Source organism: Streptomyces sp. Wb2n-11 (assembly GCF_001049855.1).
GTDB classification, from domain to species: Bacteria; Actinomycetota; Actinomycetes; order Streptomycetales; family Streptomycetaceae; genus Streptomyces; species Streptomyces altiplanensis.
This window is the reverse complement of the sequence record NZ_CVPB01000003.1, coordinates 68,492-89,298: the sequence shown is the minus strand read 5'-3', so window position 1 is coordinate 89,298 and position 20,807 is coordinate 68,492. Positions and strand designations below refer to the sequence as shown.

The 20,807-nt window shown below is 69.8% G+C and carries 20 protein-coding genes; 14 read left to right on the top strand and 6 right to left on the bottom strand.

Features of this window, described 5'->3' with window-relative positions; all coding sequences use genetic code 11:
- The first annotated feature begins 395 nt into the window (after nt 1-395).
- The 5 genes from BN1555_RS39425 (at nt 396) to BN1555_RS35515 (ending at nt 5,073) form a co-directional block, all read left to right on the top strand.
- Nucleotides 396-545, top strand: coding sequence for a hypothetical protein (locus BN1555_RS39425; RefSeq protein ID WP_176710339.1), 150 nt, complete (start codon nt 396-398; stop codon nt 543-545).
- 524 nt (nt 546-1,069) lie between these two features.
- Nucleotides 1,070-1,675 carry a hypothetical protein gene (locus tag BN1555_RS35535; RefSeq protein WP_141662969.1) on the top strand — a complete coding sequence of 202 codons (606 nt, stop codon included), beginning with the start codon at nt 1,070-1,072 and terminating at the stop codon, nt 1,673-1,675.
- Between the two features lie 688 nt (nt 1,676-2,363).
- Nucleotides 2,364-3,434 carry a hypothetical protein gene (locus tag BN1555_RS35525; protein ID WP_107081145.1) on the top strand — a complete coding sequence of 357 codons (1,071 nt, stop codon included), beginning with the start codon at nt 2,364-2,366 and terminating at the stop codon, nt 3,432-3,434.
- A gap of 392 nt (nt 3,435-3,826) precedes the next feature.
- Complete coding sequence (locus BN1555_RS41075) at nt 3,827-4,096, top strand: P-loop NTPase family protein (RefSeq protein WP_255306519.1); 270 nt, start codon at nt 3,827-3,829, stop codon at nt 4,094-4,096.
- Nucleotides 4,097-4,485: 389 nt separating this feature from the next.
- Complete coding sequence (locus BN1555_RS35515) at nt 4,486-5,073, top strand: helix-turn-helix domain-containing protein (protein ID WP_093804021.1); 588 nt, start codon at nt 4,486-4,488, stop codon at nt 5,071-5,073.
- Between the two features lie 175 nt (nt 5,074-5,248).
- Here the strand turns inward: BN1555_RS35515 and BN1555_RS35510 are convergent, their stop codons facing one another.
- Genes BN1555_RS35510 through BN1555_RS35485 form a run of 6 tightly spaced genes read right to left on the bottom strand, consistent with a single transcriptional unit; the run spans nt 5,249 to nt 11,157 of the window.
- Nucleotides 5,249-6,703 (bottom strand): type IV secretory system conjugative DNA transfer family protein, encoded by a 1,455-nt coding sequence (locus BN1555_RS35510; RefSeq protein ID WP_218058265.1) that lies wholly within the window; start codon nt 6,701-6,703, stop codon nt 5,249-5,251.
- A gap of 12 nt (nt 6,704-6,715) precedes the next feature.
- Nucleotides 6,716-8,224, bottom strand: coding sequence for an SCO6880 family protein (locus BN1555_RS35505; RefSeq protein ID WP_093804083.1), 1,509 nt, complete (start codon nt 8,222-8,224; stop codon nt 6,716-6,718).
- Entirely contained in the window at nt 8,211-9,614 is a 1,404-nt protein-coding gene (locus BN1555_RS35500; protein ID WP_093804082.1) for a hypothetical protein, read from the bottom strand. The genes BN1555_RS35505 and BN1555_RS35500 overlap by 14 nt, the downstream gene beginning before the upstream one ends.
- Nucleotides 9,614-10,366, bottom strand: coding sequence for a DUF8175 domain-containg protein (locus BN1555_RS35495; RefSeq protein WP_093804081.1), 753 nt, complete (start codon nt 10,364-10,366; stop codon nt 9,614-9,616). Before BN1555_RS35495 ends, BN1555_RS35500 begins: the two co-directional genes overlap by 1 nt.
- A gap of 13 nt (nt 10,367-10,379) precedes the next feature.
- On the bottom strand, nt 10,380-10,676 hold the full coding sequence (locus tag BN1555_RS35490) for a hypothetical protein (protein ID WP_093804080.1): 297 nt from the start codon (nt 10,674-10,676) through the stop codon (nt 10,380-10,382).
- Between the two features lie 10 nt (nt 10,677-10,686).
- The gene (locus BN1555_RS35485) at nt 10,687-11,157 is read right to left on the bottom strand and encodes a DUF6668 family protein (protein WP_093804079.1); all 471 of its coding nucleotides are present in this window, start codon (nt 11,155-11,157) and stop codon (nt 10,687-10,689) included.
- 284 nt (nt 11,158-11,441) lie between these two features.
- Between BN1555_RS35485 and BN1555_RS35480 the strand changes: the two genes are divergently transcribed.
- From BN1555_RS35480 to BN1555_RS35440, 9 genes are all read left to right on the top strand, one after another.
- Complete coding sequence (locus tag BN1555_RS35480; protein ID WP_093804078.1) at nt 11,442-12,461, top strand: bifunctional lytic transglycosylase/C40 family peptidase; 1,020 nt, start codon at nt 11,442-11,444, stop codon at nt 12,459-12,461.
- Nucleotides 12,458-13,117 (top strand): hypothetical protein, encoded by a 660-nt coding sequence (locus BN1555_RS39745; protein ID WP_218058264.1) that lies wholly within the window; start codon nt 12,458-12,460, stop codon nt 13,115-13,117. The genes BN1555_RS35480 and BN1555_RS39745 overlap by 4 nt, the downstream gene beginning before the upstream one ends.
- An 8-nt stretch (nt 13,118-13,125) precedes the next feature.
- On the top strand, nt 13,126-14,022 hold the full coding sequence (locus BN1555_RS35470) for a hypothetical protein (protein ID WP_093804076.1): 897 nt from the start codon (nt 13,126-13,128) through the stop codon (nt 14,020-14,022).
- 208 nt (nt 14,023-14,230) lie between these two features.
- Nucleotides 14,231-14,692 (top strand): hypothetical protein, encoded by a 462-nt coding sequence (locus tag BN1555_RS35465; RefSeq protein ID WP_093804075.1) that lies wholly within the window; start codon nt 14,231-14,233, stop codon nt 14,690-14,692.
- A 661-nt stretch (nt 14,693-15,353) separates the two neighbouring features.
- The gene (locus tag BN1555_RS35460; protein ID WP_093804074.1) at nt 15,354-15,626 is read left to right on the top strand and encodes a hypothetical protein; all 273 of its coding nucleotides are present in this window, start codon (nt 15,354-15,356) and stop codon (nt 15,624-15,626) included.
- Between the two features lie 439 nt (nt 15,627-16,065).
- On the top strand, nt 16,066-18,234 hold the full coding sequence (locus BN1555_RS35455; protein ID WP_255306518.1) for a hypothetical protein: 2,169 nt from the start codon (nt 16,066-16,068) through the stop codon (nt 18,232-18,234).
- A gap of 183 nt (nt 18,235-18,417) precedes the next feature.
- On the top strand, nt 18,418-19,596 hold the full coding sequence (locus BN1555_RS35450; RefSeq protein ID WP_093804072.1) for a hypothetical protein: 1,179 nt from the start codon (nt 18,418-18,420) through the stop codon (nt 19,594-19,596).
- A gap of 81 nt (nt 19,597-19,677) precedes the next feature.
- Nucleotides 19,678-19,950 carry a hypothetical protein gene (locus tag BN1555_RS35445; protein ID WP_093804071.1) on the top strand — a complete coding sequence of 91 codons (273 nt, stop codon included), beginning with the start codon at nt 19,678-19,680 and terminating at the stop codon, nt 19,948-19,950.
- Nucleotides 19,943-20,680 (top strand): hypothetical protein, encoded by a 738-nt coding sequence (locus BN1555_RS35440; protein WP_093804070.1) that lies wholly within the window; start codon nt 19,943-19,945, stop codon nt 20,678-20,680. Before BN1555_RS35445 ends, BN1555_RS35440 begins: the two co-directional genes overlap by 8 nt.
- Nucleotides 20,681-20,807 lie beyond the last annotated feature (127 nt).

Sequence of the window (20,807 nt, the reverse complement as noted above, 5' to 3'; positions counted from 1 at the left end):
ATGGGACTACCCGCAAGCGACCGGACGCGACACGGCTTTGACCTGCATGGACGGCACAAGGTGGAACGCGGGGCAGAGCTCGACAACCACGCTAGCTGAACGCCGAAAATCCGTTCCCCCCGCTGGTGCTTGGCGGGCCCTCTAGACGGTTCGGCGAGGGGTGACACCGGCACGGGTTTGTCAACGCCGCTTAGTAGGGTTGTCGACTACCGAAAGCCCTTCGGCATGACGAAGGGAGACCTCTTCGCGGTCCTTGCTTGGACGGCTGCCGCTCCGAGGTCTCCCTCTCGTTACGTCGAGGTGGTCCGTCCTGCCGCGAGGAGAACTGACCGCGTGACGTCCATCGACCGTACCTCAAGCACACCCCCGCAACCGAGTTCTACCCCCTGACGTGGGTGACCGTTCTGACCGGATTCGTCTCCATCGTTGCGGTGGCGGTGCTGTCACTGACCCATAACGCGGAGGCCGCGGCCACAGTGGGCGCGATCGGAACCACGGTCACCGCGATCGGCGGCGTGCAGATCAGCTTGCGCAACCGGCGCTGATCGCGCTACGCCGTGCCAGCGGACCGCGGTCCGCTGGCACGGCGTAGCCCTCGGGACTACTCCCACGTTTGACGAGGCGGTCCAGGCCGCGTCCGACTACCAGGACATCTTCGGCGCCGGTACTTCCTGGAATTGGCGGACCGCGGCACCGAGATCGAGCATCGGGTGCGCGACGGACTGCTCGAAATCGGCAAGAACCTGATTTCCCGAGGCTCGCCAGCAATGACTCGCACTACACGTACGACCGCAGCGTCCGCCCCCTTCCGCCGCCACCGCCCCAGCTCCGGAGTGCGACGTTGAACTGCGGGCCTTGATCCAGTGGATGGAGGGTGTTCTTTTGTGCCCGGGTACCTGGCCCCGAACACAGGCTGCCGGCGGCCGGGGGTGGAGGCGTGAAGCTGTAGCGACCGAGCAGGTTCAGGTTGCGGGGCTTTTTAGCACACGAGTGACCCAAATGAAGTAGCCCCGGGCTCCGCGGGCGTGCGTGCCGCTGTTCTGTACTCAAGCCCCTGCAAAATGCGCAGATGGACCCGGTAACGCTGGTGGCGCTGATCGGAGTCCTGGGGACTGTGCTTACCTCGCTGGTCGGCGTGGTGGGCGCTGTTCGGACGGCTGGGATCAACGCTCGTGCCCAGGCGTCTGTTGAGGACCTGAAGTCGAGGCGGGCCGCCTACAGTGCGTGTGCCGCCGCCTTGCTGGTGCAGCGTGAAGCAGCTCTGCGGCTGATGGATGTCCTGGACGTCCCGGACTTGGACATGGATAGGGCCAAGGAGCGGGTGGCGCAAGCTCAGGCGCTTCACGACGGCATTGGGACGACGGTGGGCGCGGTCGCTGTCGAGGGTCCTGAGGCGGTGGCCGATGCCGCGATGAATGCCGCCCTTCACCTCAGTATTCTCCTGGACGAACTGGGTTGGTGGCTCGAACAGGGGCGGCCTCACCATCTGCGTAAAAACATCGCTGAGCTTCGTGGCCAAGTGGAAGAGAAGGTGCAGCGCTTCGCGGCCGCGTGCCGTGAAGCGCTGCATCCGGATGATGGCCGCCGACGACGCTTCGGGCCGTTGAAGCGGTTGAGCCTGCGCCGGTACGTCCCGTCGCACGGCGGCCCGTACGGATGGCCAGGCTGGGACTGATACAGAGCGGCTTGGAAGCCGCCAGTGGAAGCTCCCTGAGCCAGACAAGTAGGAGTCGGGCAGGTGGCCGAGATCGGGGTCGCAGCCTGCTCAGTGCTTGTCACCGACTCACCGGACAGGCGGGCCTTCACAGTGGGCGCGCTGGCGCCTCGCGGCCTCCGGCCGTATGCGGCCAGCCCGTCCGTCGCTCTTTTTGGCCCGGTGGGGGTGGCGGCAGCGGGTCACAGGTCGGGCGGGGACGCCCCGGAGGGCCTGGCGGCCCTCCGGGGTGGTCTGGCGGGCGCCTTCGGCGCGTTCACCGCCAGACCATCCCGCGCAAGCGCGGGACGCCAGGCCGGGCGCCTTCGCGCGTTCACCGGCCTGGTGGCTAGCCCTGCGCAGCAAGCTGCGCGCACCGGGCCAGCCATCACCGCCCTTTGCTGTGACCCGCTGCCGCCACTCCCCACCGGGCTCGCCAATAAAACCGGCTCTGACCTGGCCTTTTCGCTGACTTTCGAGCTGGAATGCTGTAGAATTTTTCTTGTCGGAAGGGGCGGCACACCCCGACCGGCGACCAGCATCGAAGGAAGGAAAACTCAATGACCCGTCAGTTACTCCTGCCGCTCTGGAGAACCGACGCAGGGACATCCCTGTCGTCGACTCGCTCCCGGCGAAGGGGTTCCCGGGGTACGTGAACGGCCTCAGGCGTATGGGCACCGTCCAAGACGTCTACGGCTGGACCAACGTCCACGCTCACATCAACATGTCGGCCGATGAGGCGTACGCCCTCACCGACAAGCGCAGCCCGCACGCCCTGTACGAGCTGATGCTGATGTCCGCCGGGGTCACGCCCCGGCCGGGGCTGCACGACCACTCGCCGGAGTTCGGCAAGGCACTGGGAGTCATCGCGGCCCGGTTCGCGGAGCACTGCCACGCCTACGAGCTGAGCCCGGTCGTCTCTTGGAGCTACGACCCGCACACCGTGGACCGCGAGTCCATCCAGGGCGAGAAGCGGTTCCACGCCCACCTGGTGGGACGCACGCAGACGGAGCGCGCGGCCGTCGGGGCGCGAGCAGTGCGGGCGGGGCAGCTCTCCACCGTCCGGTCCCGCCGGATCGTCGAGGAGGCGTCCGTTCTGGGCGCGCTGATCAGCGCGGACGTCGTAGACGGCGACGCCCTGCGGGTGCTGGAGCCCGTCCCGGCGCTCTCCACTCACACGGCCACCGCCACGGCTCAGTTTCGGCTTCCGGAGGGCTGGGAGAGTCTGGCCAGCCCGGACCTGCCCGCCGATCTGGCCTACGTCCACTGCAAGCTGCGGCGGATGTACGACGAGATCATGCGCGTCTGCACCACCGGCACGGCGGGAATGTGGCGGCGGCCCATGGTCCGGGAGTTCGACCCGCAGGAGATTGATGTGCCGCTGCGGGCGGCGACCCGGACAACGCTCGTGCACTATCTCCGGGGTCTGCGCCCCGAGCTTCTGTCCGAGCCCGTGGAGCGGTCCCGGAAGGTGTACGTCTACCCGCTGGCCGATCTCGCCTACGCGGTGACGATCGCAGAGCAGGACGGGCAAGTGTTCCTGCACCTGCGTACCAACGTGTTCTCCGATCTGGGAGGCGCGGGAATCAGCATCATGGACGGAGTGATCGTCAAGACCAAGAAGGGAGTAGGTGACATGAGCCCCGCTGAGATCGCCGGGCGAGCAGCATTCCAAGGCGACTTCCTGCGGATGCTCCACCGCCACCCGCAGGCGGTGCGGGCACTGTTCCCCCGCCTGTAGAACCGCAGGGCCGGACCCGGCCACCGGGTCCGGCCCCCGGCCGCCTTACCCGCCTCGCCCCCCTCATGATGATCATGAGGGGGGCGAGGCGCGGCAAAAGGACAGCCGCAAGCGGCTGGCGTCCGCCCCTTCAAGCGCCCTTCGGGCGCGGGGCGGACCAGGGGAAACGCCGCCCCCTGAGTGGCCTTCGGCCACGGGCGGCTTTCTCTGCCCTCCGGGCAGGCGCTGCGCGCCGGGCCCCCTGAAGCGTCCTTCGGACGCGGGCCCGCCCCTGCGGGGCCAAGGAGCCGCCTCCGGCGGCACCCGGCCGTGGCCGGCCCGAACCCCGACACTGACGGCCCAAATTGCTGTAAGGTTTTATGTGTCAATCCCTCTGTAGAGATGAGGCGCACATGCGACGGGTCGCACTGTTCGGGCCCCCCGCCACGGGAAAGACAACGCTCGCCCGCTGGCTCTCCACCGAACTCGACGAACCCCACACCGACCTCGACGACATCCTGTTCACCCCTGAGGGGCCACTGCCGCTGGAGGAATTCCGCCGGCAGACCGCAGAGATCACCCGCACCGACGGGTGGATCGTCGAAGGCAACTTCTCCAAGCTTGCGGACGTCGTCTGGCACCGGGCCGACACTCTGGTCTGGCTGGACTTCCCACTGCCCTGATCCTGTACCGAATCATCCGCCGCAGCCTGCGCCAGCTAGCAGGCCGCGAGGACAGCGCACAGGCCCGGCGCCTCACCTGGTCCGCGGCGTTCTTTGCCCGCCGGTCACTCCTGCGCACCGCCATCCGCAAGTACCGCGCCAACCGGCCCCGCTACGCCCAGCAGGTGGCAGAGACCGCCGGCCTGGGCGTCGAAGTCGTACGACTCCGCAGCCCGCGCGAGGTCCAGCACTGGAGGCAGCGGACAGCGAAAGGGCCGGCGGAGAGCCGCTCACGAGCGGCCCGGCACACCACCGGCCCTTAACCAACATCCAGGCCGGCGTCACCGCTGACCGAGGAAGCCCCACCAGCGTAGCCCGCCCCCGACGAAGACTCTGAAGGACCCTTCCCCGTGATTCCCCGCGGCCGCCCCGTGATCAACGAATCCGACATCGCCCGTCAGGCTGGCGTGCCCATCGCTACCTGGCGGCGGCGCGACGCCCCCGCCTTCCGCCAACGCGTGCCGGCTCTCTTTCCCCATAGCCGAGTCCTGGTGTACGACCTCGCCCAGACCCAGGCCCACATCGAAGGCCGCCCCGTCCCCGCCCTGCCCCCCGGAGAACATCCCGACGACCTCCTCAACGACGAGGAAGCCGCCGCCCTGCTCGGTGTCGCGCCGAGTACCGTCCGCGCCTACGCGACCCAGGGCTACCTCCCGGCAGGCACGACCGTCTACAGCCTCCGGGTCTGGACCCGCCGCGACATCGAGGAGCGCCGCAGTGCCCCTTCCCGGCAGGGAAAGGGGGGCGGACGCCCCCCGGGCAAAGGGAAGGGACCCCGTAAGGCCCACGCCTACGAAGGCGATCCCCGCCTGCGCATAGCCGCCGCAGCACTCAGCACTGCCGAGAACACCCCTCGCACCCGCCTAGCGGCAGCCCTCGCCGCCCAGCACGGCGGATCCACCCGCACCTGGGAACGACTCCTCGCCCAAGCTGAGTAGATGACAAGGCCCTGTTCTCGCAGTTGGCGTTCGACCACGCCGACATCCTCGCCAAGGCCACCGCCGGCCGTCCGGCAGCACCACAAAGGGCGCCCGCAGCCATTCGAGCTGGCTGCGGGCGCCCTTCACGACTGTAGCCCCACGGAGTGCGGCGCCCTCTAGGTTCTGAGGGCCGTCACCGGGATGTCGCGTTCTGCCAGCGCTTGTTCGTGTCGTGGATGGCGAGCTCGGAGGGAGTGAGGTCGACGTGCATGGTGATGCCCGGTCTGCTGCCCACTTTGATCAGGAAGTTGCCGCGTCCCGGTGGATCGACCGTCGCGTCTGTGGTGTCCCAGCCCGGGGGCGTGGACCATTCGGTCAGTCGACGCTGCTCGACCCGGGAGAGGTCTACGACTTGGCCGAGGCGCGGCATTTCGTCCCTTGGTAGCCCGGCGCAGATGACCATCCCGGCCCGCTCGACGAATCCCGCCGCCTTCTGGCGGTCTTCCTCCGCAGGGAGGGCCAGGAGGTCACGCATGGAGTGGGTGATCATCGCCATCCCCACGCCGCGTGTGCGGTTGACGCGGGTCAGGACGTCGACCCGCTCGACCAGGCCCGAGCTGGCCCGCAGCACGCGCCACAGCTCATCCAGGACGAGGAAGTAGTGCCGCTCCGGCTCCAGGCCGGCATCCGACAGTGCGTGTGCGGCCGCCACCGCGCCGAACCCGTAGGACCAGGTCGAGAGCAGCGCCGCAGCCTGCAGCAGTGTCTCGGAGTCGTCGATGGCGGAGACATCAAATGCCACTGCGCGGTCGAGTGCCATGGGCTCTGTTGTTGGATGCGCGAACATGTCGCCCAGCCGCCCCCGTCCGAGGAGCCCTGCCAGGGACGACTCCAGGCGCTCCGTGACGTCCCGGTAGCGGGTGATGTCCCCGCGGTCGAGTGCCGCCGCCCGCATCGGCTCGGGGGCCTCTTTTATGACCTGCAGGAGATCCCCGAGGACCGGTACACCGTCGTGCCTGTCGTCGAGGAGGTCCAGTGCCGCCGCCAGCAGCGTCTCCTCCCGGTCTGTGGGAGGCTCCCGCCGCAGGATGGTGATGAGGCCCGACACTGCGTTCAGGCGCCGGCCGTGCGCGTCCGCGAGCAGGGCCCGCCGTGCGTCGCCTGTCAGTCGCGCGGCCGCCGCCATCGACTCGCCGGGGTCGAGGATGTTCAGGAAGCCCCGGCCGCGGCCCAGGGTGATGACCTGTCCGCCCAAGGCCCTGACGAGATCCACGTAATCGGGTTTCAGGTCTCCGAAGATCAGCGGGTGGACGCCGTATCCGGCCAGGCCCAGCGCCATGCGCCGGATCAGCGAACTCTTGCCGAGTCCGGGCTGGCCGAGGACGAACGCGCTGGGGTTGGAGATCAGTCCGGCCCGCTGGAACCACGAAATCGGATCGCAGTGGATGGTGGCGCCCGAGTTGAGGTCACGCCCCAGCGGAACCCCCTTGGTCGGGGTGCCGCTGCCCGCGCCGAAGGGCCACAATCCGCAGACCTGTACGGTCGTGCCGCGCCATTCGGGAGTCGGGTCGAGGCGGGGCTGGGCGCCGCCGCCGCGACCGGGCCAGCCGCGCAGTCCCGGACGGCGCGGCGTGATGCTGCGAGCCATCGCGCAGCCTCCTTACATGTTGTCGCGGATGGAGGCGGGGACCGCCAGGTGCAGGGGGAGCACCAGGCCGATCGGCAGGCCGGCCGCGAACGCGGCTGCCTGGGAGCCCCACACCGGGCGCAGGTTGATACGGGCGGGCGGTGCGAGCGTGTCGACCGCTGCCCGCGCGCGCGGCAGGTCCTCCCGCGCGTTGACCGTGGCGGTGACCAGCAGGCCGAAGCGCACCAGACCCGCCCCGGAGGCTTCTTCCTGCGCGGACTGCTCCGCCGCCCGCAGGGCGACGTCGTCCCGGGCCCGGCCCCCGGGAGTCTGCTTGGCCCGGAAAGAGGCGTCCTTGCGGTCCCGCTCGACGATCCGGGCGGCGGCCGCCGGATCGTGCGGCCGGTAGAGGATCGTCACCCGCTTGCGAGCGATGTCGGGATGCGGCACGAGCAGCCCCGTAAGGACCGACGACAGGACCTCTCCTCGGGGCGCCTCACTCATGGACCAGGTGGACGACCATGCACTGTCGTGCCGGTAGCAGTCCCACTCTTCCTGCGCACCCTGGGGCCCGGCGTCGCTCCAGGTCAGGCCACTGCCACCCGAGGCCCGAGCCTCTTCAATGAGGGGCGCAACCGCAGGGTCATACGCCGTACGGACCGCCTCCGCCAGTTCCTCCGCCGCCAGCGGCCGGGCGGCGCCGGCCCCGGTCATGCCCAGCCCGGAGGTCAGGCCCGGCAGCCGATTGCCGAGGAGCACCGCCATGTCGTCGACCGACCGGCGCGGGTGGCCGGGCCGGGCCGCACCGGAGTACGTCAGGGCGATACGAGTAGAGATCTGCGCGGAACTGGCCGGGTACTCCGCCAGGACCTCCTGCAGCATCGTGCGGGCCAACTCCGGCGCGTCCGGCGCCAGCTGGCTGTTCACCTCATGCTGCAGCCGCAACCCGCTGTCCGGAGCCGTCTCCACGGTCACGCTCGCGCCGACCAGGCCCGGCTCCGTGGACAGCGCCGACAGCCACTGTCCCCAGTACGCCACCCAGACGTCGACCTGGTCCTGGTCGACGAGCGCCGCCCCGTCAGCGTCACAACGCAGTACCACCACATGGAAGTTGGAGCGGGGGTAGGTCAGCATCGCGAACGGGCGCCCGTAGCTGTCCTGCGCCTCCGTGAGTACCGACGACGCGGCGAGGCCGGGCAGCGTGCACGTGCCGTGACCGGTCCTCCCCAGCGGCCCCGACCGGTAGAGCGTGGACCCCTTTTTCACCGCGCGGCGCCAGGCCAGATGGGTGGACATCCGCGTCAGCAGCGAGCGCCCGTACCGGTCCTTGATGGTCAGCGGAGCCAGGACCAGGGCGAGGACCACGGCCAGGACGAGCGCGAGCATGATGGAGATCAGCATGGACAGCACCACGACGACCAGGCCGCCCAGCATCAGCAGCGTGGGCGCGAGCCCCAGCTGTCCGATACCGGCTGTCTGGGGTTTCCGCCAGTTGCCGTAGGTGCGCGGTGCGGGACCGCCGGCGACTTCATTTGCTGCCACGGGGGCCTCTCCAGGGATGCGTCGGTCGTGGTGGTGGGGGCGAGGTGGGAGCCGGCCTCTGTGACCCGCTGGACGACGGGGAGCCGCTGCCGGACGGTGCGGATGAGGGGCGCGGCACCTGTGGCCCCGGTCCCGTCGCCGTTGCACCGGAGCCTCCGCCGGAGGAACCGGAGGACGGAGCCTGGGCCGCTCCTCCGCTCGCAGACCCGCCAGTCGGCCCGCCGGACGAGCCTCCCGCCGGAGCCGGAGAGCCTCCGGACGGCTTCTGGGGCGCACCGCCAGCGGGACCGGCCGGTCCGCGGCCGCCTGCCGTCGCGCCGCCGGAAGGCGAACTTCCGCCACCACTACGTCCAGAGCCGGCGGCGGCGCCGGCGGCGGCGCCCCGCGCGGCCGTTGAGGCTCCGCCGGTTTTGAGCGCAATGGCGCCTGTGGCGACCCGTGAGGCCATGCTCGCGGCGCCGCCACCCGACCCGCCGAGGCTGCCGCCCTGCTCCACCACGGGAGCGACGAAGCGCATCAGCGCGGGCAGTGTCACCGCGGCGAGGATGAGCAGCGCCACCCCGTACAGCTGGCCCATCATGCTCTTGTCGTCGTTCGTCTCGAACTGGCTGAACGCGGCCGCGTAGATGATGGCGGCCGCGGGCTTGTAGACGATGAACGCCAGCAGCCAGCCCATGGACTTCGTCCACCAGGCCCGCCCCTGCTCCGTGGTGGACGCAGCCGCCGCCAGGGGCAGGGTGCCGACGAGAACGAACAGCATCGACTGCCGGAAAATGACGCTGATCAGCTGGATAAATCCGCTGATCAGGAGCAGTACCGCCAGCAGCAGAGAGACCGCGAGCTGATCGACGTCGTTCAGGGCGGTCATGTCCAGCAACTTGTCGCTGAACGCCTCAATGCACGCGTCGCTCGCCTCGCTGCCCTTGCAGCCCAGGGACCGGTTGACGATCCAGATACTGAATTCGTCACCGGCTTTGGTGAGCAAATTGACGACCGCGACCGCCGCCGATGTGGCGATGATGAGCCGGAAAATACCCGCCGCCGCCTCCCGCGCCGGCTCACTGCGCCGAGTCCAGGCCATGCGCCCCGCCGCTATCAGGAGGCACAGCACGGCCAGCCATTGCGTGAGAGCGATCGTCGAGGAGAACAGGAACGACACCGTGCCGCTGTTCGCGTCCAGGGTCGGACTGTCCGCCCGGAGCCAGCCCAGCGCCAGCTCCTTGATCATCCACACCGCGCCTTCCTGGAAGGAGTGGACGATCTCTTCCCATGCGCTGGCCGCCGCCTCCGCGACCTTCTCTTCGGCCGCGTCCTTGGCCTGGCACGCCATGGGAGTACCGAACCCGGGGAGGTCGTCCAGGTTCTTGTCCCAGAAATCGCACCAGCCCATCAGACGCCGCCCCAGGCGATGTAGCCGCTCAGGTCCTCGACGACCTTCTGCGGCGGGCTGGTCGACGGGATCTCGTACTGCCAGTCACCCCGCGCCGTGTCCCAGCGCAGGGTCACGGTGGACACCTGCAGGACACCCGACGTGAAGCGGCTGACCACCTGAATCACAGCCGTCTGCGGGGTGTAAGTCACGTACTGGTAGCCGGCGAACTGGCCCAGCTCGCCCGGCACCGGGGCGACGGACGCCGCGTCCTTCTCGAACTCCCGCCGCTTGTCGAGGAGCAGCTGCTTGCCGTCCCCGTAGGTCTGCCGCTTCACCACGCGCTCCCAGTCGTCCGCGAACGCGTAGCGGGTGCCGATCTGCGCGGCAGCCACCAGCGCACCGGTAGGACTGTGCGCGTAGCACTCCACCACATCGCCGTCGACCCGCAGCGGCCCCGCCTCCTTGGAGACCGGGACCGCCACGGTACGGAACAGCTGCCAGTCGGCCGCGGGCGCCGTACGGGGCACCGTCTGTGACTCCTTGGACGCCGGGCACGTGTCCTTGTCCCCGGATGCGGCGGAGGGGGCCGTGCTGGACGGAGTGGCAGCACCGGGCGCCGCATCGTCGGTCTGACCGTCGCCGCCACCTCCCGTCACCAGGACGACCGCAGCCAGCACGATCAGGACCACGAGGAAGAGCGCCGACGCCTGCCACCAGGGGGAGGACCACGGGCTGGAGCGGTCGCTGTCCGCTGTCGGGGGTGTCGTCATCGCGCGCCCCCGCTCAGGTCGTCAGCGTCGTGACGAGCCCGGACGCGGACGCGGCGAGGACGCACGCGAACATGACCTTCCCCAGTGAACCCATGTGCTCCGCACCGTCACCGTGCCGGTAGGCCAACGCCATCTTGCCCGCCACCACGAGGATTCCGCCGACGAGGAGCGCGGTGACGATGATGAACACCCAGTGCAGGACCATCAGGAGCTTGCCCCACCCGGGCGGGGTGCTGTCACCCTGGGAGGGGTCTGGCGCAGCGAGCAGAACACTCTGGCCGGTCTCGGCAAGAGCAAGGATCGTGGACATCGGAAAACCCCTATTCGGTCAGTGCGAGCAGGTCGCGAGCCAGGCCGGCCAGCTCGCGGGGAACAGTGGCAGCGGGCGGTTCTCCGAGCCGCCACGCCTCCATCCAGGGCACCGTCCACGTGCGGGGCACCCCGCCCGAGACGAGCCGAGACAGGTCACGCAGTGGTGCGGGCAGCCGACCCGGTGAGTCCGCGACCACCACCAGGCCCTCCACCTGGACACCCGGCACAGCGCCGGACGCCCACTGGCGGGCAGCGAGTTGGGCCGCCTGCAGACCGGCAGCGTTCGACCGGGCGACCAGCACCACCCGCTGCAGCGGCAGACCGGCGACCGGCAGCGGCCAGTACCGGAAGGCGTCCGTACCGCCCGGTGCCGCAGCGCTCAGCGACGTGACGCCGGCACCGCCGTGACAGCCCAGCCACCACCACCGTGCCGGACGTTGCACCGACCGCAGGGGCAGCCCCTGCGGCGGTGCGTCCACACCGCCCGGTTGCGGGTGCACCGTCTGCGGGTGCAAAGCCGACGCGGGCTCAGGAGCGGCGGACGGGAGCGGCTGCGAGGCGCCCGGTTGCGTAGCCGGGCGTGTCACCCAGGGATTGGCTGACGGATCAGACGTCACAGAGGCCCCCCTCATTTCACGCAGAGTCACATAGTGTGCCACGGTCGTAAATGGCCCGCTGCCGAGTATCTGCGCCTCAACTTCCGTCTAGCAAAGATAGGGTGGCGGACTGACATCACGTCGCTGTCACCGGGGGGTGCGGAAAAATGCGCAGTGGCCCTATCGTGATTTTCGCTGCCGTCTGCACCGCCACCGTGCTGGTGGCGACCGCCATCACCGGGGGCAGCATCGACGAGGACGACGACAAAGGGCCCGGCGGGGATCTCTCCCTCAACGTCCAGGAGATCCCCGAGGAATACCGGGACTGGATTATCCAGGCAGGCAAGAGCTGCAAGGCGCACCCCACGGTCGTCACACCGGCCCTGATCGCGGCTCAGATCGAGGCCGAATCCGGCTGGAACCCCAACGCTCGAAGCCCTGTCGGCGCCATTGGCCTCTCGCAGTTCATGCCCCCCACCTGGGCAACGTGGGGAGTCGACGCCGACAAAAGCGGAAGCGCCGACCCGCTGTCACCACCGGACGCGATCATGTCCCAGGCCCGGTACGACTGCTGGCTCGCGACGAAGGTCAGTAGCTACAAGATCGCGAACGGGGACATACGCAGGCTCATGCTCGCGGGGTACAACGCGGGCCCGGACGCGGTGCGGATCTACCAGGGTGTGCCCCCGTACGCCGAGACCCAGCAGTACGTCGCCCGCATCCTCCAGCTGATCGCCAAATACTCCGTGGCCACGGACGAGTCGGCCGGCCCGTTCGGATCGCGCGTCATCGCCCACGCCCAGCGCTGGACCGGCACCCCCTACTCATGGGGCGGAGGAGGCATCAACGGCCCCAGCTTCGGATTCGCCCAGGGCGCGACGACCAACGGATTCGACTGCAGTTCTCTTGTGCAGTACGCCGTGTACCACGCATCCGGAGGGAAGATCACGCTGGCGCGGACATCCCAGCAGCAGGTCACGCAGGGCAAGGCGGTAGCCCGCCAGGATCTGCGGCCGGGCGACATCATCGGCTTCCAGCTCAACGGGGCCGGCTACGACCACGTGGCCATCTACATCGGAGACGGGCAGATCCTGCACGCCCCCCGGACCGGGCAGACCGTCTCCACCGCCCGCCTCACCGACGGGTACTACGCCAGCAAGCCGCAGATCATCAGGAGGTACGGATGACGCCCCGCACGCGAGTCCTGCCGCTGGCCCTCACCGTGGCCGCCGCCGTTCTCACCGCCAGCTGCACATCGGCCAGCGACGAACCAGACCACAAGCCCCCGACCACCGCCGTGTCGACGCCTCCGCCCGCCACCGGCGCCGGGCCCTACCCCGACCCGGTCAGTCCGACCCCGGCGCCCGAGCGCTCCCGCGCGGCCAAGATCAAGCAGCCCAAGGACGGCATTCCTTCCCCCGACGACGTCGACCAGAAGGACGCCGGCGCGGTCAGCCGCGCCGCCCTGCAGGCCATGCTCACGTTCGACACCACCGTCGACACCGGCCGCACCGAAGCATCCGTACGGGCCGCCGACGCCGGATGGTGCACCCCCGCCTACGCGGCCAAACTCAGGTCCGCCACCTCCCGGTCCGGACCCGGAGCCGCGTGGAACAGCTGGGCGACCCACCGCGCCTACACCACGGTCGAACTCACGCCCGCCGACGAGGCCGGCCGCCCCGCCGACACCGCCACCACCGCCTACCGCCAGTGGGCCGCCACCATCACCCCCCGCGGCCGCGACCGCTGGACCGGCGAGCCCGAGATGCTGACCGCGTTCGTCGAGCTGACCCGCTCCCAGGCCGGCGCCCCGTGGCGCGTGAACTCCCTCTCCCTGCAGTAAGAGGCAGCATGGACACCACCCACGTACCCGCATGGCCCCGCTACCAGCTCACCGCCGACCCGGACGGCACAGTCTCCGTAGCCGGGCCCGCAGCGCCCACCGATACGTTCACCGACCGGGCCGCCGCCATAAAGGCCGTCGCGGAACTCGCCTCCCGGCTCCGTCCCCCGCGGCCCGTCCGAGCCGACGCGCACGACGACACCGGCACCACATGGCCACTTGTCATCCACCCCGATGGCACCGCCACCGAGGCCGGGCCCGCAGCCCATTCCCGCAAGACCAAGCGCCGCAGCACCCGCCCCAGCTCGCCCGAGCCCACTCCGGCCCCACCCACGGTGGCGCTGCCTACTCCCGCACCACCTCCCGCCCCCACTTCCGCCGCCACGCCCCCACGCGTCAGAAGCGGAGTGCAGCGCCTGTTCGCCCAGCGTCAGCTTCCACGTCCCACCAGGTCCACGGCCATTCCCGCGCCCGCAGCCGCACCCCGAGACAGCGCCGTTCCCACCGTCCTGACGATCCGGAAGTACGCCGACGCCGGCGACCTCTCCCGCGCGGCGGCGCTCGCCGGGCAGCTGGACGACGCCATGTCGGCCATGCACGGCCCCAGCCACCCCCAGGTCCTCGAAGTCCGGACGCTTCGGGCGGACGTCACGGCCGCGCAGGGAGATCTCCCCACAGCCATCGGCCTCTACCGGGACGTAGCCGAGCGCTGGCTGTACGCAGGAGACCCGGAGGCAGCCGCCCAGCTCGCGGACCGCGCACACACGCTGTGGCAGCAGATCGCCGACGCCCAGACAGCTGCCGCCATCGGATCGTCGATCATCCGTATGCGCTCCCAGATTCCCGGGCAGAACGGCGCGTACGAACACGCACGACGACACCAAGCCACGCTGCAGGCCAGGTAAGCCCGGTGTCCTGTCTCTGGCCCACGGTGCTCGGGTGTGAGCAGATGGATATGCTGCTCCTGGCAGATAGCGCCTGCCCGCTCCGAGTCACGGTGGCCCACGTCCGCCGTGGCGGCGAAGACAAGGTTCTCCGAATCGCGCCCAGCACTTCCGCCAGGTCATCAGACATCCGTGCGGGGAACGTGGGCAGCCCTGCGAGGAGCACCCGATGACCCAGAACCACCGTCAGAAGTCGTGGATTCGCGTTGTCCAGGCCGCCACCGGTACGACGTACTCGAACGCTCGCCGCCGCCAGCTCAACTGGCCGACCCTGGCCGAAGTGATGGAGGAGCACGAGGGGCTTGGTAACTTCGGCATCGGCGTCTTCAACTCGCCTCGCCTGGCCACCGAGCAGCGGCGCGCCAAACTCGCCGTCGAGCGTGAGCACCTGCGGCGCAATGAGGATTCCGTCGTGAAGACGGCTCTGTGGCTGCGCGACAACATCACCCCGATCAAGACGCTCACCGCTGGCAGCTACGGCGTGAAGCACTTGATCGAGCGGGCAACTGGCGCATACCTGCCCAACGGCGTGCTCATCGCCTCCGCCTTCATTGTCGGCTACCCCTTCAGGTACGACCAGCCGAACGTGCGGTTCGGCATGAGCCAGCGGGACCTGAACAAGCTGAGGTGAGCGCGGGCGCCGCCCTGCAAACCGGGCCCTCGGGCGTGTGCCGGGGGCCCGCTCGTTCTCGGGTCCAAAGGGGTACGGGCCGCGGTCATTGATTGTCCTCTCGGGGCTTCACCCTGCGCAGCTGCACGACCCTGGATTCACCCGACATGGCCCTGTGCTCGTGAAGCTGTGGCCAGGGGCATGCCCCTGGCCACAGCTTCACGAGCACAGGGCCCCGGTCGTACCTGGTAGGGCGTCAGAGAAGGTCAGAGGCTTAGCCGGTGCACTCGAACGTCGCTAAACCCCGGTTACGGAGCGCTACTCACCACCTGGCGGTAGCTATACGAGCACACCCTCGACATGGGTGACACCCCGACAAGATCATCTCCGTTGCGGCTGGTGACAGCGTTCTTACCGGCACGCCGATTTGAGAGAACCTCACGGCGCAGCGTGGAAGGAGAGTTCAGGTAACCAGATCGAACGAAAATACGGCACGGCCAAAGGCTGGCCTGCCGGGCCCCGTTGGCCGCGCATTTTACGCAGCAATGGGCTGTTTTGTCTGGTTGCCTGTCACGTTCCGTATGACGGGAGGCCAAGACGTAAACGCCTGCCCCACAGAAAAACCGACGACACACCCGCATCAGGTTGCGTACATGAACGTCGGTGAGGAAAGATCACCAGCATGGCCAGGCCCTACGGAAGTCGAGACGCAGAAGAGCGGGAGTACGTCCCGCCGGTGCAGGACAAGAAGCGTCACGGACTCGTGCGCCTCTCACCGATGGTCCCGGCCGACGTCCACGCAGCCGCGTACGCCAACGCCAAGGCTGCGGGGGTGTCGATGGGCAAGTACATCGCCGAACTCATCCGGCGCGACCAGCTCGACCAGAGCGGCCGTCCCGTATGGGCCAGCGAAGCATTCGGTGACGGCCAGGGAGAACTTCCCATGACCGGTTGATCGAAAAATGCCGGAGGGCGCCAAAAAGCCCCGGTTTTCCCAACCGGGGCGGCGCCCATCCGACGTACGAGCGGGACTCAGCGTCACTCCCCAGCGAGCTGAATCCCAGCACTACCTGCAATCGCATCACCCACGGTCGGCCTCCCAGCCGACCAGCACCCTGTCAAGGCGCCCATCCAGCGCTACGGCCTCAGAGCGACCCGGCTTCCAACCGAGTCCCTCGCACCGAACGAGGAGGTGAGTCAAGCCCCACAGACGCTTTCCACGGCGACTGTCGGGCGTTACCCCCTAACAACACACGGAGCTAGAAGCGCCCCCTTGAGCGACCTGGTTGGCCGCGCTCGGAGCCCTCCGCCGCAGTGGCGAGAGGGGGCTTCGACGTTCATATGGAGTTAGGAGCCCTCCCATCGTAGCGGACAGCTACGGTGCCGGACAGCTCATGCCCGCCCCCGGAGTGTCCGGGGAACCGGGCGTGCACAGCCCGTCATCTGCCCCGATTCACAACCCCCATACCGGCGTTCTGCCCCTGTTCGAGGGTGCGCAGGTCGACTTCCAGGCCCTGTTCCTGGAACTGTCCCCGCGCGCCTCCATCCGGGTGGACCGCCGCTCTGGCGATGGCGAATGGCTGCACTCCTACGTCGACCGGCCCCTGCCGTCGACCGCCCCCCGGGGCCCGTACGCCGTCTACCTCGCAGACGAGGACGGCCGCTTCTGCAGGCTGTGCTTTGACCTCGACTCCAAGCGCGGCGACACCGGCCCCGACCTCGCCACCCTGCTGCGCGCCCTCGATGAGGCCGGGCTGACCTACGTGGTCGCTGCCTCCGGGTCCGCCGGCGGACGGCATGTGTGGGTCACCGCGGGGACGCCGCTGGAGGCGACTCTCGTTTCCGCCATCGCCGAGGCCGCCAAGAAGCGCGTGCCCACCCTCGACAAGGGCATGTTGAACAACCCCGCGACCGGTGCGGCCCGCCCCATCGGCGCCCCGCACCGCGACGGAGGCACCAGCCAGCTGCACGCCCCGCTCGACGAGCGCCGGGCCGCAGCCCTGCTGACCCCGGAGACCTGCAACAACCCCGCCGACGCGTTCGTGCGGCTGCTCATGGTCCTCGACGCCATCCCGGCTGTGCCCGACGTCCGCGTGCGCCGGGTCCGCCAGGACGCCGTTCAGGTCCTCGATGACGAGCTGGGCCCGCGCCTGCCCGGCGCCACCAACCCCGAAGTAGACGAGGAGACCTACCGGCTGCTCACCCGCCGCCCGGCCGACGGCAAGGTCAGTGAGGTGCTGGCCGCCGTGCTCACGCGGCTGGCCCTGCGCCGCTGGACGTGGCCGATGGTCGAGCGGCTGCTGGCCGAGCGCCGCCACCGCGAGGGCGGGCTGTTGCACGCCTGCACCCGCACCCGCCGGGGCACGCTGCGCGCCGTCCTCCCGGACATCCAGGCCCGCCAGAAGCTGGCCCGCCAGTGGGCGCGTTGCGTGACGTACGCGGCCACCCTGCCACTCCCCGAGGACACCCTGGAATGGACCGAGAACCTCGCCGACGTCGTCGCCCTGGTCGAGCAGCTCCAGGCCGCCGCCGACGCCTGCCCGGAGCGCTGGGCCACCGAGTCCGGCCCCGCCGACCGCGCCGCCCTCGATCTCCGCTGCCTGCTCGCCCTGCGCGCCGGCACCGCGGTGCTCGCCCTCGACTGCCGCCGCGCCGCACTGGCCACCGGCCACGGCCGCTCGACCATGCACCGCGCCCAGGACCGCCTCACCCTCGACGGCTGGCTCGCCCCCCGCGACTCCGACGGCCCCGCAGGCACCCATGAACTGCTCCCCGTCACCGCTTCGCACCCCGGATTCTCACCCGTTGCACGGGGTGGGACACAAGGAACCCCGCCCCCCGTAGGGGAGAGGCGCACCCACCTGATTTCCACTCTCCAAGAGCGTCTCTCCGCAGGTCAGCACGACGTCTTCGCCTACGGCCGCGCCACCGCAACTCAGGCCGGCGGGCTGGGCCACCACGCGGGACGCGTCTACCAGCAGCTGGCCGAGCACGCTGACCGGTCCCTCAGCCTCACCGAGCTGTGCGAGCGCACCGGCTACCACCCCCGCACCGTCGCCAAGCACCTCGCACGGATGCGGGACTTGCTCATCGCCACCCGCGCTGTCATGACACTCCACCACGAGTGCCCCACCTGCCAGGCCGTGCCCGGGGAGCGCTGCCATACACCCGCAGGAGCCGTTCTCCGCCGCCGTGGAGCCGACCAGCACGCCACCCGCCAGACCCTCACCGCCGAGCGCTCCAGCACCCCGTACTACCGCGCACGGCCCGGCTCCCTGGTCGCCGCGGCGAAGGCGCTGGGCTGCTTCGGTGTCACGGCAAGCCGTGCACGCCGGTACGCCGTCGAGACCGAGCTGTACCGGTGGTGGCGGCAGGAGGAGGAGTGGATGCGCGCCCCCAAGGCAGGTGTGCGCACGGGAGTCCAGACGCACCCCGAGCAGGCCGCCCTGGTGCTCACCACGCTGGCCCGCCAGCCCCGCCGCCGCTACCCGCGCACCGCCGACGGCCGCGGCGACCACGCAGCCGCCAGGGCCCGCATCGAGCGGCGGATTGCCACTGCCTGACGTCACGGCAGGCAGTGACACCCTCCGGCTGCTGCCGGACCCCTCTGATCTTCGGATGGTCCCACCGCAGGGCTTGTTATTGGCCCCCGATCAGGTTCCGGCCATTCTCCGTCAACTGGTTGACGCTCACCAGATACTCCGTCAACCTGTTTACGTCGGACCGAACTTGCCAAGGAGAACCGGATGAACGAGACCGTGCCCGTCCCGAAGATCGACGTGGCCACCTACCAGGCTCCCCGCGTCGCCATCACCCCCGTAACGCGCCTGATCCCGTCGGAGCCGGTCACCGGCGCCCACGCACCCGGGGCCTACCAGCACGTCCTGCTCAACACCTCTACGGGCGTGCTCTCCTTCCACGAGAGCACCCAGCACCGCGAGCCCTGGAACCCGAGCTGGAAGGTCATCAACGACGTCCCGCGCGAGACCTGGAACCGCTGGCACCCGGGCACGCTGTACTTGCCCGGTAGCGGCCCGCACATGTGGTTCGAGCCGGTCCCCGAACTGCTGTGCTGGACCGTCGACTCCGGGTTCGCCGGCTACCCGTACCTCGACGTCGAGGCCGCCAACGCGCTGCTGGAGCTGGTGCAGCCGTACGCCCAGGAACTGCTGGACGGATTCTTCGAGGCCGGGGGCGAGCTGGACTGGTCGGCCGCCTCCGCCCGCGCCGGCCGTCAGCTGTGCCGCTTGACCTCCCGTCACCGCGACCCCGCCCGGCCCGAGGTCGACGCCGACCTGGTGAACTTCGCCGACATCGTCCAGCGGTTCCCCCAGGTCTACCTCCCCGAGATGCTGGGCCTGTCCCTCGACCGTCTGGCCGAGGAATGCGAGTACCAGACGCGCTACATCGGGGCAAACGAGCACTGGCACCAGGAGGTGAAGAAGGTATTCGGCACGCCCTACCGCGACGGGACCGGCGTCCACCTGCAGGTGCTGGGCGTGCGGTCCTGGTACCGCACCGCCCTCATGGACGGAGACCCTCGGCCGGCGCGCGACTTCGCCGACTGGGACGTCGAGCACAAGGCGCTGGCCGCCAGTGAGATCACTTCCGAGACCGCCGACACCGCCCTGGACGCCTGGATCGAGCGCGAGGAACTGCGCGCCGCCCAGCAGGGGATGCGCCTGTTCGGCACCAAGGAGGCCGCCTACACCCACCGGGCTCGGCTGCGCGAGCAGGACTGGGACCGCCTCGCCGTGGTCGGCGCCGAGATCGCCCGGCTGGAGAAGTACCTCGCCGAGCGCCGACAGCTGGTCAACCGCGCGATCGACTGGGGCCACACGGACTCCGACATCGCCGGACGCGCCCGCATGTCACGGCAGGCCGTGAACAAGATGCGCGACAAGACCGGCCCCGAGCAGGCGTGACCCCAGACCCCAACACCGCGGTGGTGGGAGCCATTCGAGCTGGCTCCCACCACCGTTCCGTATCCCCGAGAGGACAACCACATGAAGAAGACGACGTGGCACTACGTGCTCACCATCGACATCCCCGGGATGGGCACCGCCAGCAACAGCCAGACCATCGACCTCTCCCCCGGCGCGAGCCGGGAGCACCTCTACCGCGCCGCCAAGGAGAACATGCTGCGCACTACGGCAGCCGCACACGGGCTCAGCCTGGACCAGATGCCCCAGCCGATCACCCTTTTCTGGAGCGCCGAACCCGACCGCCTCAACGCGCCGACCCACTCCGAGGACGACCAGGAGCAGCCCCGTGGCTGACCTCCACATGAGCCCCGAGGTGCGCGCGCTGCTCGGTTCCGAGGGCCTCGCCCGCGCCGCCGAGGTTTCCCTGACCAGCGGTCAGTGCGTCGTCTGCGACCGGCCACTGGCCGGGGCCGTGAACATGGTGGTACGCACGGGCGGCACCTTCACTCACGTTGTGTACGTCCACGACCGGTGCGGCCCCTCCCGGGTCATCCAGATGGGCGACGACTTCGCCCCGGCCGAGCCCGCCGACGGCTACGCCATGACGATGACCGCCGCCGTCCTCGACCACGGCGGCGCCGACCTGCCCGTCCTGGTCGCTGAGACCGTCGGCAAGGCGTACGTCGTCAACGACGGCTCTGGCGAGCTGACCAACGTGGTCGCCAGCCACCTGCTGGGGAACGGCTTCCACCTGGTCACCCGGCTGCGCCAGGCCCCACCGCAGGCCGCCGAGTGGATCGGCGTGCTGCTGCTCGGGCACGGCCCGGCCGGTGAGGACGGGCTGCTGGTCCTCGACTCCGACGGCGGGCAGTTCTACACCGGAGCCGTCGACCTGCCCGACGGCTGGCTTACCCAGGCCGCCTGCTACGGCTGGGCCGTTCTCTACGTCGGCAACGTCGGCGGACTCGACCCCACGACGCGCGACGCCAAGGCCACCGCCAGGGCACTGCGCACCGCCGCCCAGGCCGGGCAGCTGGTCGGCGCCCGCATCGCCGTTGGCACCCCGGAGCCTGCCCAGACGTAGCCCCGCCCGCCCATCCACCAGTGCGCCGAGACCACCCCGGTCCCGGCGCACTGTGCTGTCCGGCCCGGGTTTTGGGACTTTTGGGACCGCTCTACGCGCCCGCGCGTGGAGGTGTCGAGCCGCCGCC